At 62.8% G+C, this 14,242-nt stretch carries 11 protein-coding genes; 3 read left to right on the forward strand and 8 right to left on the reverse strand.

Features of this window, described 5'->3' with window-relative positions; translation table 11 throughout:
* Window positions 1–24 precede the first annotated feature (24 nt).
* The 7 genes from OZ411_RS14220 to OZ411_RS14250 form a co-directional block, all read right to left on the reverse strand.
* Window positions 25–2,370 carry a TonB-dependent receptor gene (locus OZ411_RS14220; protein ID WP_282528444.1) on the reverse strand — a complete coding sequence of 782 codons (2,346 nt, stop codon included), beginning with the start codon at window positions 2,368–2,370 and terminating at the stop codon, window positions 25–27.
* Between the two features lie 381 nt (window positions 2,371–2,751).
* Entirely contained in the window at window positions 2,752–4,161 is a 1,410-nt protein-coding gene (locus tag OZ411_RS14225) for an FAD-linked oxidase C-terminal domain-containing protein (RefSeq protein ID WP_282528445.1), read from the reverse strand.
* A gap of 102 nt (window positions 4,162–4,263) precedes the next feature.
* Entirely contained in the window at window positions 4,264–5,760 is a 1,497-nt protein-coding gene (locus tag OZ411_RS14230; RefSeq protein WP_282528446.1) for an ATP-binding cassette domain-containing protein, read from the reverse strand.
* A complete protein-coding gene (locus OZ411_RS14235) occupies window positions 5,744–6,742 on the reverse strand; it encodes a branched-chain amino acid ABC transporter permease (protein ID WP_130577606.1) in 999 nt (332 codons plus the stop codon). Before OZ411_RS14235 ends, OZ411_RS14230 begins: the two co-directional genes overlap by 17 nt.
* Window positions 6,743–7,624: a branched-chain amino acid ABC transporter permease gene (locus tag OZ411_RS14240; RefSeq protein WP_130577607.1), complete on the reverse strand. Its 882-nt coding sequence runs from the start codon at window positions 7,622–7,624 to the stop codon at window positions 6,743–6,745.
* A gap of 55 nt (window positions 7,625–7,679) precedes the next feature.
* Window positions 7,680–8,837 carry an ABC transporter substrate-binding protein gene (locus tag OZ411_RS14245; protein ID WP_282528447.1) on the reverse strand — a complete coding sequence of 386 codons (1,158 nt, stop codon included), beginning with the start codon at window positions 8,835–8,837 and terminating at the stop codon, window positions 7,680–7,682.
* Between the two features lie 69 nt (window positions 8,838–8,906).
* Window positions 8,907–10,244, reverse strand: coding sequence for an MFS transporter (locus OZ411_RS14250; RefSeq protein ID WP_282528448.1), 1,338 nt, complete (start codon window positions 10,242–10,244; stop codon window positions 8,907–8,909).
* A 242-nt stretch (window positions 10,245–10,486) separates the two neighbouring features.
* On the opposite strand from OZ411_RS14250, the gene OZ411_RS14255 reads away from it, so the two are divergent.
* Window positions 10,487–11,401: a dihydrodipicolinate synthase family protein gene (locus OZ411_RS14255; protein ID WP_282528449.1), complete on the forward strand. Its 915-nt coding sequence runs from the start codon at window positions 10,487–10,489 to the stop codon at window positions 11,399–11,401.
* Between the two features lie 105 nt (window positions 11,402–11,506).
* On the forward strand, window positions 11,507–12,385 hold the full coding sequence (locus OZ411_RS14260) for an IclR family transcriptional regulator (RefSeq protein WP_282528450.1): 879 nt from the start codon (window positions 11,507–11,509) through the stop codon (window positions 12,383–12,385).
* Between the two features lie 49 nt (window positions 12,386–12,434).
* Here OZ411_RS14260 and OZ411_RS14265 read toward each other — a convergent pair whose 3' ends face one another.
* Complete coding sequence (locus OZ411_RS14265) at window positions 12,435–13,169, reverse strand: GntR family transcriptional regulator (protein WP_282528451.1); 735 nt, start codon at window positions 13,167–13,169, stop codon at window positions 12,435–12,437.
* A 78-nt stretch (window positions 13,170–13,247) separates the two neighbouring features.
* Between OZ411_RS14265 and OZ411_RS14270 the strand changes: the two genes are divergently transcribed.
* Window positions 13,248–14,216 (forward strand): tripartite tricarboxylate transporter substrate binding protein, encoded by a 969-nt coding sequence (locus tag OZ411_RS14270; RefSeq protein WP_282528452.1) that lies wholly within the window; start codon window positions 13,248–13,250, stop codon window positions 14,214–14,216.
* The last annotated feature ends 26 nt before the right edge of the window (window positions 14,217–14,242 follow it).

A 14,242-nucleotide genomic window follows, 5' to 3' on the forward strand; every position in this document is an offset into this window, starting at 1 on the left:
GGAGGCCAGCAACGTGGCGCAGTCTCAGAAATTGAACGTCGTCGACAGCAGATACGTGCGCGGAGCGGCGAGCGTGATCACGCCGCTATAAGCGGATGCCCAGTAGGCCTCGTTGAAGACGTTTTCGACGCTGGCACGAACCACGATCGGCTTACCGTTCCAGGGAGAGGTGAAGGTGTATCGCGCGCCGAGATCCACCCTCGTCCATTCAGGCAGCGCGAGTGTGTTCGTCACGTTGACATATTGCGAGCTGGTGTAGATCACCCTCCCGGTCAGCGTGAGATCGCGCACGAACGGCGTGTCCCACTCCGCACCGATGTTCGCAGCGACGGCCGGCACGCCGATGGCCGTTCTGCCATCGGTGAGACCGCCAGGCGTTCTGACCTGTTCACCTCGGATCAAGGCTACGCCACCCAGCAATCGAAGCTCGGGCGTGATCTCGCCGAACACGTTGAGTTCCACACCGCGGTTGCGCTGCTCGCCGTTGAGCTGCTGCGAGGGTTGCGGCAGCCCAGGCACCGCAATGATGCTCGGCTGAGAGATATCGAATACGCTCATGGTCGTGGTGAGACGACCTGTATCGATCTTCACGCCCGCCTCGGCCTGCTTGGTTTGAGCCGGTGGAAACACGGTTCCCACGTTGGAAAACGCGCCGGACACGACGACCGGTGTTTGAAGACCTTCGATGTAGTTCGCATAGAGCGAGATGTTTTCGACCGGTCTCACGACGATTGCGTAAGCCGGCGTCCATACCGAAGCGTCGCTCTCCGGCCTGCTTGATGCGGGCGTAAGAAAATTAGTGACCTCGCTTCCTGCGGTCTGACGGCGGACGCCAACCGTTAGCTGAACGCGCTTGTTCAGGAATGACATCGTGTCGGAAACACCGACGCTCCAGAGGTTGACGCCGGTGAGCTGATTGGCGCCGACCACAGTGAATTTGGGACGAGGAATATTGGTCGGCTCGGTGTAGAGGTTCCAGAAGATCGTACCGCCGCCCGGGGGCGTCAGAACGCGCTGGCTATAGGTTCGATCGTTGATCGAGTAACCGACGTTGATCGCGTGATTGATCGGGCCCGTATCCGCGTTGATGCGAACACCGGCTTCGCCCGCAAAGGTCTCGAATGTCTCCTTTCCGGTGAACGGGTTCGAAGCCAGGCCTCCCACCTGGAGTGCTCCCGTTCGCGTCGCGTTGGTGAGAATAGGCGACGGATAGGCATAGTTGATGTTGCTGTCGTGATAGCCGAACGACGCGTACGCGGTCATCCAGTCGGTCAAGTCGACCTCGCCTCTCGCGGTCGAGAAGAAGTCCGTCGGCTCATAGAACGCCCAAGGTACCTGGAAATTGGTTCCGGCCTTCGGCGGTGGAGGGATGAAGGTCGTGGTTGGAGCGATGGTGAAGAACCGCAACGGCGGATGCAGGACGTCGGCCTGGTAACCGATATCGACCGCCATGCGCGCGTTCTCGCCACGATAGTCGAGGCCCAGCACCACATTGCCGAGTTCGTCGTTCTGGCGGTTCCAGGGCGTATTGCCGTTGCGATAGGTGCTGTTTAGCCGAACGCCCCACTCCTTGTGCTCGCCGTAGCGCCGACTGACGTCGATGGCCTCGCCAAACTGAGACTTCGAAATGTAAAATCCGGTGAGCTGCGTAATATCGACGTCGGGCGCATGCTTGGTGAGGAGATTGACACTGCCGCCGACGGCGCCGCCGCTTGCGACACCGGTGCCTCCGACCGTCATGCCGTTGAGCACCGCGCTCGGCCCTTTCAGCACTTCGACCCGCTCTATGAAGTTCGCACCGGTAGAATAGCACGGTGCGATTCCGTAAAGTCCGTTCAACGCGTAATCGCAACTGTCATAGTAGAAGCCGCGGATGAAGAGGCTATCGGCGCCACCGCCCGCCGCCTGCACCACTCTGACGGAAGGATCGTTCGCCAAAACGTCGCGGATAGTACGCGCCTGTTGATTCTGAATCAGCTCCGCCGTGTAGCTGGTCTGGTTGAACGGCGTATCCATCACGCTGCGGTTGCCCAGCAGTCCTAGGCTTCCGCCTGTTGCGACCTGTCCACCGGCATAGGGAGCGGGCGGCGCGCCAAGCGTTCCCGTCGAAGGCACCGCATACGGGACCGGCTCAACCCGGCGAGGAGCCGGGGCAGCAACGCGCCTTTGCACGCGTGTCGTGGAGGTCTGCGGCCTCTGGCTCGTCTGTCGCACCCTTGATCTCGTTGGTGCGTCTACGGTGACGGGCGGCAAATTTCCTTGTGCAAATACTTTCTGACTGTCCAAAAAATCCAAGGAAACCGCGAGGTAACTCGCCGCTCCCAGCGCAACAGCACGCAGAACATTTCTCGCCCCGACGTCATACGTCATGCCTAACACCCCCAGGCAACTTGCAGGTCCCTGGATTCGTCCTAACACGCGCTTCTGCAGGGGGTGGAGAAACGCCCAATAGAAATGATCTAAGCTCGCGATGCTCCTGCGGCGAATTGCTCGCAGCGCCTGTTTAACAGCGGCGGAACAACATCATGCGATTCTTTGAAATCGTTCTAAAGAATATGCGCCATGCGCGCGATAAGCACGGGTGATCCACAATGATTCCGTGACCGAGAATGTTGGCACGCCGTTCTCAGCAGGAGCTTCGGGAATTCTTTCCATGAATATTTGGGAAGTTGTGGCAGCCACATCTCCCAAACTCGCTTCCAAAGATTCGGCGGAAAGAGCGTGGTGTCTTCAAACAGCGCGCGCGGGAAATCAGTTGCTCAACGGGTAGATCTTTCCCGGATTCATGATTCCTCTCGGGTCCAGCGCCGTCTTTACCGCCTTCATGAGCGCCACCCCCTCACCGTGCTCCGTTTGCATGTGCACGATCTTGTGCAGCCCTACGCCGTGTTCGCCTGAGCATGTGCCCCCCATCGCAATGGCTCGGCGCGCGGTGCGAAAGGCGAGCGCCTCGGCGCGCTCAGTCTCTTGCGCGTCCTTCGGATCGAACAGGATCCCGAGATGGAAATTACCATCACCGACGTGGCCGACGATCGGCGCCGTCAGGCCAGATGCGACGATGTCCGCCTTGGTCGCCAGCAGACAGGCCGGCAGCGCCGAAATCGGCACGCAGGCATCGGTACCCATATTGGCCTTACCGGGCTCAAGCGCCATCACCGCTTGATAGGAATTGTGGCGCGCCTTCCACAACCGCGTCCGGTCTTCCGGCCGCTCGGCGAATTGAAACGCGCCGCCGCCGTGATCCGCTGTTATCGCCTGCATCATCTCCACTTCCTCGCGCACTCCGTTCGGCGTGCCGTGAAACTCGAGAAAGAGCGTCGGCGTCTCCACATAATCCAGTTTCGAATAGCGGATTGCGGCGCGCATCTGCACCTCGTCGAGCAGTTCAATGCGCGCCATCTTCAGATTGGATTGCAGCGCCGTCACGACAGCGGCGACAGCACCTTCAAGCGAGGCAAACTGGCAGACGGCGGCAACGATCGTCTCCGGCTGGCCGTAAAGCTTGAGCTGGATTTCGGTGATGACGCCGAGCGTTCCTTCGCTGCCAACATAGAGATGGGTGAGATCGAGGCCAGCAGATGACTTCCGCGCGCGGCTGCCGGTGCGGACGATGCGGCCATCGGGCGTGACGACGGTGAGGCCGAGAATGTTCTCACGCATCGTGCCATAGCGCACCGCATTGGTGCCGGAGGCCCGCGTGGCGGCCATGCCGCCGATCGAGGCATTGGCTCCTGGATCGACCGGAAAGAACAGGCCGGTGTCGCGGATATGCGCGTTGAGGGCTTCGCGCGTCACGCCCGCCTGGACCCGGCAGTCGAGCGAGTCCGGTGTAACCTCCAGGACTTTGTCAAAACGGGTCATGTCGAGCGACACGCCGCCGGCAAGGGCCGCAAGCTGGCCCTCCAGCGAAGACCCCGCACCAAAGGGCGTGACCGGCACGCGGTGTTCGTTGCACAGCGCGAGAACGAAGGCGACCTCCTCGTTGGTCTCGGGAAAGACCACGAGATCGGGCACACCGACTGCCGGCAGGCCTTCGCCGTGGCTGTGCTGGTCGAGCACCGCCTGCGAGACCGTGACACGCGCGCCCAGGCGTTCGGCGAGCCTCGCGCGCACAGCGGCGATGACTTCGGTTGTTGGGCGCGGCAGGGTGTGGGCGTTCATGTCAGCCTCCGTTGTGACCCGGCCTCCATCTGCACCACGGCGATCTGCCTTTCAAGCCGCGACGGCGACGGCTCTCGTGAGCACCAAATCCAGCCCGCTAGCTTATTCGGCGGCCTCGCCGTGGCCGAGATAGGCGCCCATCAGGCGGGGATCGCGCGCGACCTCGGCGGCGCTTCCCTCGGCAACGATACGTCCCGAGCTCAGCACATAACCGCGGTGCGCGACGGCGAGCGCCATGCGGGCATTCTGCTCCACCAGCAGGATCGCCGTCCCCTGCCGATTGATTTCCACGAGCTTGCCAAAAACCTGCTCGACCAGCAGCGGAGCAAGTCCGAGCGACGGCTCGTCGAGCAGCAGCAGACGCGGACGGCTCATCAATGCGCGGGCAATGGCGAGCATCTGCTGCTCTCCGCCTGAGAGCGAGAAGGCCAGCGATGCCGACAGGCGCTTGAGGTTGGGGAACAGTTCGAGCATCTCCTCGATCAATCCCGCCAGTTCACCGTGCGGTCGCCCATAGGCGCCGATCTTGAGGTTCTCGATGACTGTCAATCCGCCGAACAGCCGCCGGCGCTCGGGAACGAGCGCCAGTCCCATTCCGACCAGACGCTCGGTCGGCTCCCTGATCAGCTCCTGACCTGTGAAGCGCACCGAGCCCGATGCCTGCGCCAGACGCGCGATCGCCTTCAGCGTGGAGGATTTGCCTGCTCCGTTGTTGCCGAGCAGCGCCACGAACTCGCCGACACCGACCTTCAGCGACACCTGCCGGACCGCCTCGATGTCACCGTAGCGGACCACGAGATCGGAGACCTCAAGCAGCGGCGCGCCGGTGCCTTCGCTCGCGCGGCCGACCTGTTCATGGAGCTCCGCCTCGGGGTCGGCACGGCCGAGATAGGCCTCGATGACGGCGTCGTTGCGCTGGATCTCAGCCGGCGCTCCCTCGGCCAGCACCTTGCCGAAATTGAGCACAGTGATCCGGTCGGCGAGCGTCATCACCACTTCCATCTCGTGCTCGATCAAGAGGATCGTCATCCCGCGCGCATGCATCTGGCGGATCACCTCGATCAGGCGCGCGGTCTCGGCGTGGTTGAGACCTCCATGCGGCTCGTCAAGCAGCACGAGGCGCGGCTCCAGCGCGAGCGCCTTGGCGATTTCGAGCAACCGCCTTTGTCCCTGCGGCAACGAGGCGGCATTCGCATCGGCAACGTCGGCAAGCCCGACGAACGCAATGATCTCGTCGACCCGGCGTGCGTTTTCCTGGTCGAAGCGCCACGGATGAGCCCTGCCGTGCCGCGCGGCAAGGACATTCTGGCGCACAGTCATCGAGCCGAACAGGCGGGTATTCTGGAATGTGCGTGCCAGCCCCATTGCCGCGAGCTGGTGCAACGGCTTCGACGTGACGACGGCGCTTTCGAAACGCACCTCGCCTCCGGTCGGCGTATAGATGCCGCTGATGATGTTGAACAGCGTGGTCTTGCCTGAGCCGTTGGGGCCGATCACGGCATGGATCGTGCCCTGCGCGACGGTGAGCGATACGTCTTCGAGCGCCGTCAGGCCGCCGAAGCGTTTGGTGACGCCGGAGAGCTCAAGCAGCGCGTTCATGATGCGTCACGTCCGATCGTGCATAGGATTTTTCGCGCCGGCGAAGACTGCGGAAGGCGGAGAGAACCAGTCCGGAGAGACCGGCAGGGAAGAAGGTGATCACGAGGATGACCATGACGCCGAAGACGGCAAAGTAGTATTCCTGCATGAAGCGCAACAGCTCCGGCACGAAGGTATAGAGGATGGCCCCGAGCACGGCGCCAAGGGGGCTGCCGAGGCCGCCGACCACCGCCATGGCGAGGTAGGAGAAGGTCGACTGCCACGAGAAAACATCGGGGCTGATATAGCCGCGCAGCAGCACGTAGCAGATGCCGGCAAGACCTCCATAGGCGGCCGAGATCACGAACAGCATGATCTTCAGCCGCGAAATGTCGACGCCGATGGCCTGCGCCGCCAGCGGATCGTCGCGCAGCGCGCGGATGCGCAGACCCAGCGGACCATTGGCGATCCAGACCTGGAGCAGATAGGCGCAAGCGACGATCGCGAGCAACACCCACAGCATCTTGTCGTTCTCACCGGCAAGCCCGATGCCCGGGATTGCGGTGATGCCGTTGGCACCGTTGGTCAGTCCCTCCCAGTTCACCAGCAGCCGCTCGACGATCAGCGCGAAAGCCAGCGTACACAGGGCGAGGTAGTGCCCCTTCAGCCGCAATGTCGGCCAGCCCAGCGCCATCCCCACCGCGGCGGAGATTGCGATCGCGCCGATCGCGGCGACCGGCACCGGCATGCCTGCGGCCTGAAGCAGCGTGAATCCATACGCCCCGATGCCGAAGAATGCGCATTGTGCGAGCGACATCTGGCCGCCGAAGCCGAGAATAAAATTGAGCCCGAGGACCAGGAGGATGTTGATCAATGTCACGTCTGCGACCTGCAGATAATACACCGACAGGAATTGCGGCAGGACGAGGCCGCAAAGGATCGCAACGCCGATCACCAGAAGGGCGAGCGTACGCATCGTCAGCGTGTTTCCGTCGACGGTCATTTATGGACGCTCCAGTTCGAGTTCGCCGAAAATGCCCTGCGGGCGGAACATCAGAACTGCGATCAAGACGCCGAACGCAATTACGTCGATATATTCCGACGAGATGTAGAAGGATCCCGCCGACTCGATGACGCCGAAGATCAGGCCACCGACGAGCGCGCCGGGGATCGAGCCGAAGCCGCCGAGGATGGTCGCTGCGAAGGCACGGAGCGACAGGTTAACGCCCATGTCGGAAGATACGTAAGACAGCGGCGCGATCAGCCAGCCCGCCAAGGCTGCGAGCATGGTAGCGTACGCAAAGATGAAAGCGATGATGCGGGCGGTGGGAATGCCCATCAGCCGCGCAGCTTCAGCGTCCTGCGCGGTGGCGCGCATTGCGCGACCGAGCGCCGTATGCTGAAACAGCGTGTGCTGGATCGCCATCATCACGGCGAGCGCCGCCAGGATGACGAGATACTGCGCGTAGATCGTGGAGCCGAACAACTGCACAGAGGTCGTGCCCAGGGGGCCAGCGAAGTTGAGAGGCTGCGGTCCCCAGATGATCACGGCGATATTCTGCAACGCCATGGACAGGCCGAGCGTTGCCACGATCGCCGACAATTGCGGCGCGTTGCGCAAGGGATGGTAGATTCCCCAAGCCAGCGCGGCGCCGAAGATGCCAAGGATCACCAGCATCGTGACGAGGTTCAACCACAGCGGCATCCCGAGACGATTGGCGAGCCAGCCGACCGAGACGAAGGCGCCGAGCATCACGAGGTCTCCCTGAGCAAAATTGACCAGGGAGACCGCATTCCAGATCAGCGTGTAGCCGAGCGCCACCAGCGCATAGGCCGCGCCGATCGCCAATCCCACCAACACGATCTGAATAAAAGTCTGCAACATCGTAAGATCCCGTCACGGTGCCGGCCACCGGAGGTCCGGCGGCGTCGCACGCTCGTTAGCTGCTGATGGCCTTGACGATCTCCGGCTTGCCGCCGGCGACCTTGGTGATGATGCCGGAATGGGTCATGTCGCCGTTGCCGGTCCAGCCATAGCGCGTGACGATGCCCGGGAAGTCACGGATCGCGGTCAGCGCCTGCTGGATTCCCTCGCCCGTAATGGCGTCGGCGCGCTCCATCGCCGCGATGATCAGCTTTGCCGCGTCGTGATAGACCGTGGCGTAGAGCTCCGGCTCGTCGCCGGGATGAGCCGCCGAATAAAGCTTCTTCCAGCTCTCCACCCGCTCGTCGGGATTGTCCTTGACGAACTCGCCGATCGCCATGCATCCGTCGGCGCCCTCTCCGGCGAGGCCGAGGAAGATCGGCTGCGAGAATGCCGTGTTGCCGGCGATGCCGAACTTCACACCGAGGGTCTTGCTCTGCTTGGCAATGAGCCCCGCCGGCTGATCATCGGTCCAGACAATGATGCCGTCGACACCGGCCTGCTGAAAGGCCAAAATCTGCGAGGTGTAATCCTTGGTGGCGTCGGTGTGGGCCTGCACCAGCGCAGGCTCGACGCCGCGCTTGGTCAAGGAGGCCTTGACCACGCCAATGCCGGATTGCCCAAAGGCCGTGTTGACGTAGCCAAGTCCGATCTTCTTCCATTGCAGATCTTCCGTGACGTATTTGACCAGAAGGTCCGCGCCGATCGCATCATTCAGGCGGACGCGAAACACCCAGGGGCTGCCTTGCTGGGTGACGACAGGTCCGGTTGCGCCCGTCAGGCACGGGATCTTGTATTTCGCAAGCAGCGGCAGGTTCGGCAGGATGCCCGGCGTGTAGTGCGGACCTACCAGTGCCACGACCTCGTCCTGGGTCGCGAGCTTGGTAACGGCATTTGCCGCCGCAGTTGGGTTCGGCCCGAGATCGTCGGCGATGCGTACCTCGATCATGCGCCCCTTGATGCCGCCCTTGTCGTTGATCTGCTTCACCGCAATCGCGACGCCATTCTTCATCCACTGGCCGTTCTGGGCGAACTGACCCGTCATCGGTCCGGAAATGCCGATGCGGATCGGATCGGCGGCGTGTGCGCGGCCGAGGATCGCCGGCATTGCGAGCGGTACGGCAGCAATGCCCTTGATCAGACTGCGTCGAGAGAAGCGCAAGGTAGAGACCATGGCAGTTTCCTCACTTGGTTTTGCGATGCCGCCTCGTCTCGAGCGGCTGGTTTTGCGAGCGGGATCGGCTCAGTTGTCCGAGCGGAGCGGACGAAGGCCGAAGGTGCAGGCGGCCGAGAGGAGCGCGATGGCGACCATGTAGCCGGCCACCCAATAGGCCGAGCCGTACTCGGCGAGGAGTGCGGTTGCGATCAGCGGCGAGAGGCCGCCGCCGAGGATCGGGCCGAGCTGCTGCACGAGCGAGAGGCCGCTGTAGCGGATGCGCGCCGGAAACAGCTCCGAGAAGTAGGCGCCTTGCGCGCCGTAGACCGAGCCATGACCAAGCGCGAGACCTAGCGCGATCGCGAGCCAGATCATGCCGGTGTGCCCGGTGTTCAGCATCTGGAAGAAGACGAGCGCGAGCGCGGCCTGGAAGATCATGCCGCCGACATAGACGGCGCGACGATCGACCCGGTCCGACAGTGCACCGAACAGCGGCAGCGTCAGGCATTCGAGCGCACAGCCGACGAGCACGCCGTTCAGGATTGTCTGGCTCGGCGGCCCGAGCTTGGTCTTGCAGTAGGTGATCGCGAACACGGCGTAGATGTTGAACAGCCCGCTCTCGGCGACCTTGGCACCGATGCCGAACAGGATGTTACCCTTGTGATTGCGGACCGCCTCGACCACCGGCACGCTGGCAGCCCCCTCCTCGCTCAGCACCCGCTTGAACTCGGGCGTCTCCGAGATCTTGAAGCGGATGAAGAGCCCGATCCCGACGAGGACGATCGAAAACAGGAACGGAATCCGCCAGCCCCAGGCGAGGAAGTCAGCCTCGCTCATGGAGGTCGACAGGATTCCCAAAAGCGCGATCGGGATCAGGAATCCGGCGGGCACGCCGATGTGGACGAGCGAGCTGAAGAAACCGCGCCTGTCGGCCGGCGCATGCTCCACCGTCATCACCATGCCGCCGCCATATTCGCCGCCGATGCCAATTCCCTGCAACAGCCGCAGCCCGATGAGACAGATCGGCGCTAACACACCGACCTGCTCATAGGTCGGCATGAGTCCGATGAGGAAAGTCCCAAGTCCCATGATCAGGATAGTGATGAGCAGCGCCGTTTTTCGGCCGACGCGGTCTCCGAAATGGCCGAACAGCACGCCGCCGAGCGGCCTTGCACAATAGCCCACGAAGAATGTCGCGAAAGCGAGCAGCGATCCAACCAAGGGATCGGAACTCGGGAAGAAGATCTTGTTGAAGACGAGCGCGGTCGCGGTCGCGTAGAGCGTGAAGTCGTAATACTCGATCATGTTGCCGATGGCGCTCGCCACAGCAACCTTCCGGATGTCGCCCGAGGCCCGACCCTTGATCGAAGCGGCCGCTTGGTCTGCCACCCGGCTGGACCCGATCGACCTAACCATTCCGCTCATGACGTCGTCCTCCGGCTTCGGCAGGAAGACATTCCTGCCTGGACTTTTGTCCATATTGCGGACAACAAGAGCAGCGACTTATTCCACATGTCAAGAGGATTTTTCCGCCGGATCGCTAGCCATCCCGCACATTCAACGCATGTTTCGATACTTCAGCGAACACGCTTGAGCGAACACGCTTGACGTCCTGCGCGCATTTGGCATACAAAATGTCCACATTCCGGACAATAAAGGAGGATAACGTGCCAGCAAAGATTACCGGTATCATTCCGCCCCTCACCACGCCGTTCGATCAGAACGGTGACATCGACGAAAAGGCTTTCCGTCGCCAGGTGAAGTTCTTGCTCGAGAAGGGCGTGCATGGCGTCTGCGTCGGCGGCAGCACTGGTGAGGGTCACACGCTTACCGCCGACGAATTCCGCCGCTTGATCGAGGCCTGCGCAGAGGAGCTGAACGGCAAGGTGCCGCTCGTCGCCGGCATCATCGCCAACTCGACCCGCGAAGCGATTGCCCGCGCCCGTGCCATTGAATCGGTCGACGTCGCTGCGCTCCAGATCACGCCGGTGCATTATCTCTTCAAGCCAGACGAGGATGCGACGGTCGGCCACTTCAAGACGCTGTCCGAGTCGGTCAAGCAGCCGGTCATCATCTACAACGTCGTGCCCTGGAACTACCTGAGCCCTGCGCTGCTGCTGCGGATCATGAACGAGCTGCCCGGCGTGATCGGCGTCAAGCAGAGCGCCGGCGACCTCAAGCTGATGGCCGATCTCTTGCTCGACGTGCCCGCGGGCAAGGTCGTGCTGACGGCGGTCGATGCGCTGCTCTATCCATCCTTCGCGCTCGGCGCGCATGGCACGATTGCAGCAAACCCGGCTGCAGTGCCCGGCGCCTGCGTGGCACTGTGGAACGCGGTCCAGCGCGGCGACCACGCCACCGGGATCGAGATCCACAAGCGCCTGTTGCGGTTCTGGAACACGATCGTCGGCGACAATCTCCCGGCCTGCGTGAAGCATGCCCTCACCCTCCAGGGATCGCCGAGCGGGCTTCCGCGGCAGCCGATGCCGGCTCCGACCAGCCGGCAGAAGAACGCGATCGCTGCTGCGCTCAAGCCTTTGCTCGAGGTCGAAGGCGGCGTGAGGCTGGTCGCGGCCGAGTGAGCACACGACAAAGGGCGCGGCATTGCCGCCGCGCCCGATTCCGTCTAAGTCGGATATGGTTCGCGTCCTGGATATTGCGTGGTGACGCCACCCGAAAGGTCCGACATGACTAGCGTCGACAGCAGTCGACAGAGCGTGAAGTCGCTCTTCAAGATGCTCGAGGTCCTGGAGGCCTTCTCCTCGACCGACCCCGAGCTGAGCGTTGTCGAGATCGCGCGCCGCACCGGCCTGCCGCGCACCACCGTTCATCGCATTGTAGATAGCCTGCGCAGCGTCGGGTTCCTGGAACAGGACGCGAGCCGCGATCGCTACCGCCTTGGCATAAAACTGTTCGAGCTCGGCGGCAGCGCACTCATGAACCTTCCGCTGTATCGCGAGGCGCCGCCTTTCGTCGATACGCTTGCCAAGCTCAGTGGCGAGGATGTGCATCTCTGCATCTTCGACGGCGCGCAAATGGTCTTCGTCAATCGCCGCAGCCAAATTGCTGCCCGCCCGCACAACACCGTCATCACGATGGAAGCCTCGCCCTGTCACTCGACGGGCGTGGGTAAGGCGGCGCTCGCATTCCAGAGCGACGCCGTGATCGACCGGGTCATCCGCGCCGGCCTGCCTCGTTTCACGCCGAGCACGATCGTTGAGCCGAAGCGGCTAAAGACCGAGCTCGCGGCAATCAGGTCCCGCGGCTATTCGGTGGACGATTGCGAGCATGAGCCGGAGCTGCGCTGTGTCGGCGCGCCGATCCGCAACAGTGCAGGCCGCGTCTTCGCGGCGATCAGCGTGAGCGGTCCGAGCCGGCGCGTTACGGCTGAATGGGTGCCAGAACTCGCCCGGACCGTGATGACGCACGCCGAGCTGCTGTCGATCCGCCTGGGCTACCAGCCTGACTCGCACGGCCGGGCCGCAGACGCTGCGCCGGAGCGCAACACCCCCAAACGTCGTCAACGGTCCGCGGCAGGAACCGCACAAGGCGAACGTGGCGCCTGATCGAAGGACTTCACCCTCCATCTTCGCCGGTCCGCGGTGCCGCGCGCAGCTACGAGGTGACTAGCGACGGTCGCCTCAATTGTCCCGTCGAGTCTGCAAGACTCGCGAGGTAGTGCGCGGCGTCGCTAATATCGGCGACGATCTCGCGTTCGGCGCCATCGGCGTCGCCTGCGACGATAGCCTTCAGCGCCGCGGTGTGATGATCCCAGCCCTTCAGCAGGACCACGTATTCGGGGATCACGTAGGACAACACCGGCCCGCAGCGCAGCCACATGTTCTCGATGGTCTCGACGAGTAGCGGAATGCCCGACATCGCATAGATGCCGAAGTGAAACTTGCGGTGATGTTCGAGGTAGCTCTCGAGCTTGCGCGCAGCGATCAGCGACTGCATCGTCGAAAGCCGCTCTTGCAGCTTTCGCAGCGTGGCATCTTCATGCCGGTGCAACGCGGCCTCCCGCGCTGCGCGCCCTTCCAGGGCGCAACGCACCACCGTCAGGTCCGAAAGCTCGCGGCGGGACAGGTGCGGCACGATCGCTGAATTGCGCGGCCCCTGTTGCAGCACGCCTTGCGCCACCAGACGGGTGACGGCGTCGCGTACCGGTGTGATCGACGTCCCGAAACTTTCGGCCAGTGAGCGCAAGGTCAAGACCGTGCCGGGCTCGAACCGCCCGGCCAGCAGCGCATCCCGCAACTGTGCGTGTGCGAGGTCCCACAGCGGTTCACGCTCGATTCGTTTCAATGCCGTCATACAACGCTCGGTATCGCGGCGCGCGACATCGCGCAAATCCCTCAGCCAGGCGCTAGGCTTGACCTGCCGACGATGTTTGTTATAACAAACAACAAAATGGGAGGAAACACAACCATGCAAAAAGTCGCCGCGATCGCCCTGGCATGCGTGATCTCGCTGTTCCAGACGCCGGCCAGCCACGGTCAATCGAGCTTTCCCCAGCGGGACATCACCTTCATCGTGCCATGGAACGCGGGCGGCTCAAATGACGTCGCGGCTCGGGCGCTCGACCCGATTCTGCGCGAACATGGGATCAAGATCGTCATCGAAAACGTCGTCGGCGCGACCGGCGTGATCGGCATGCGCCGGGTCGCGAGTGCAGCGCCGGACGGTTACACGCTGGGCATGGGGACCAGCTCGACGCTGGCGCTGATGGCGCAGGGCAAGGCGCCGCTGACGAATGCGCAATTCACCCACATCGCGCGCGTCTCGACCGATCCCCTGATGCTCCTGGTCTCGACCAAGGCCGAGCAGAAATCGCTCGACGACTTCATCAAGTACATGAAGGGCAATCCCGACAAGGTCACGATCGGCACCCCCGGCAATTACAATCTAAACCACATCTTCGCCTTGATGACGGCGCGCGCGGCGGGCGTGAACTTCGTCAACGTGCCCTACACCGGCGGATCGAAAGTGGTGGCCGACCTGCTCGGTCAGCACGTCGATTCCGGCGTGTTGAAGCCCTCGGAAACACTTGGCCAGATCCAGGAAGGCCTGCTGAAGCCGATCGGCATCTTCGCCAATGAGCGGCTGGAGATGTTTCCGGACGTACCGACCTTCAAGGAGAAGGGCTACGACGTCTTTCCCTACGGCCCCGTCGTCCAGATGGCTTACGTCGTTGGTCCGGCAAACCTCCCCGACGACGTCCGCACCAAGCTGATCACCGCGTTCCGCGCCGCCATTCAGGACCCGCGCTTCAAGGAATTCGCCAAGAAGAACGTGTTCCTTGTCGACGACCTGACCGGTGATGCGCTGACCAAGGAAGTCGACAACGTCGCAGCCACGTTCGGCACTGTGGCGTCACAGGTCTTTCCGAAGGAATAGGCGGGTCCGGCGGAATCGCGGCTCGT

This window comes from Bradyrhizobium sp. Arg237L (assembly GCF_029990105.1).
In the GTDB taxonomy this organism is placed as follows: Bacteria; Pseudomonadota; Alphaproteobacteria; order Rhizobiales; family Xanthobacteraceae; genus Bradyrhizobium.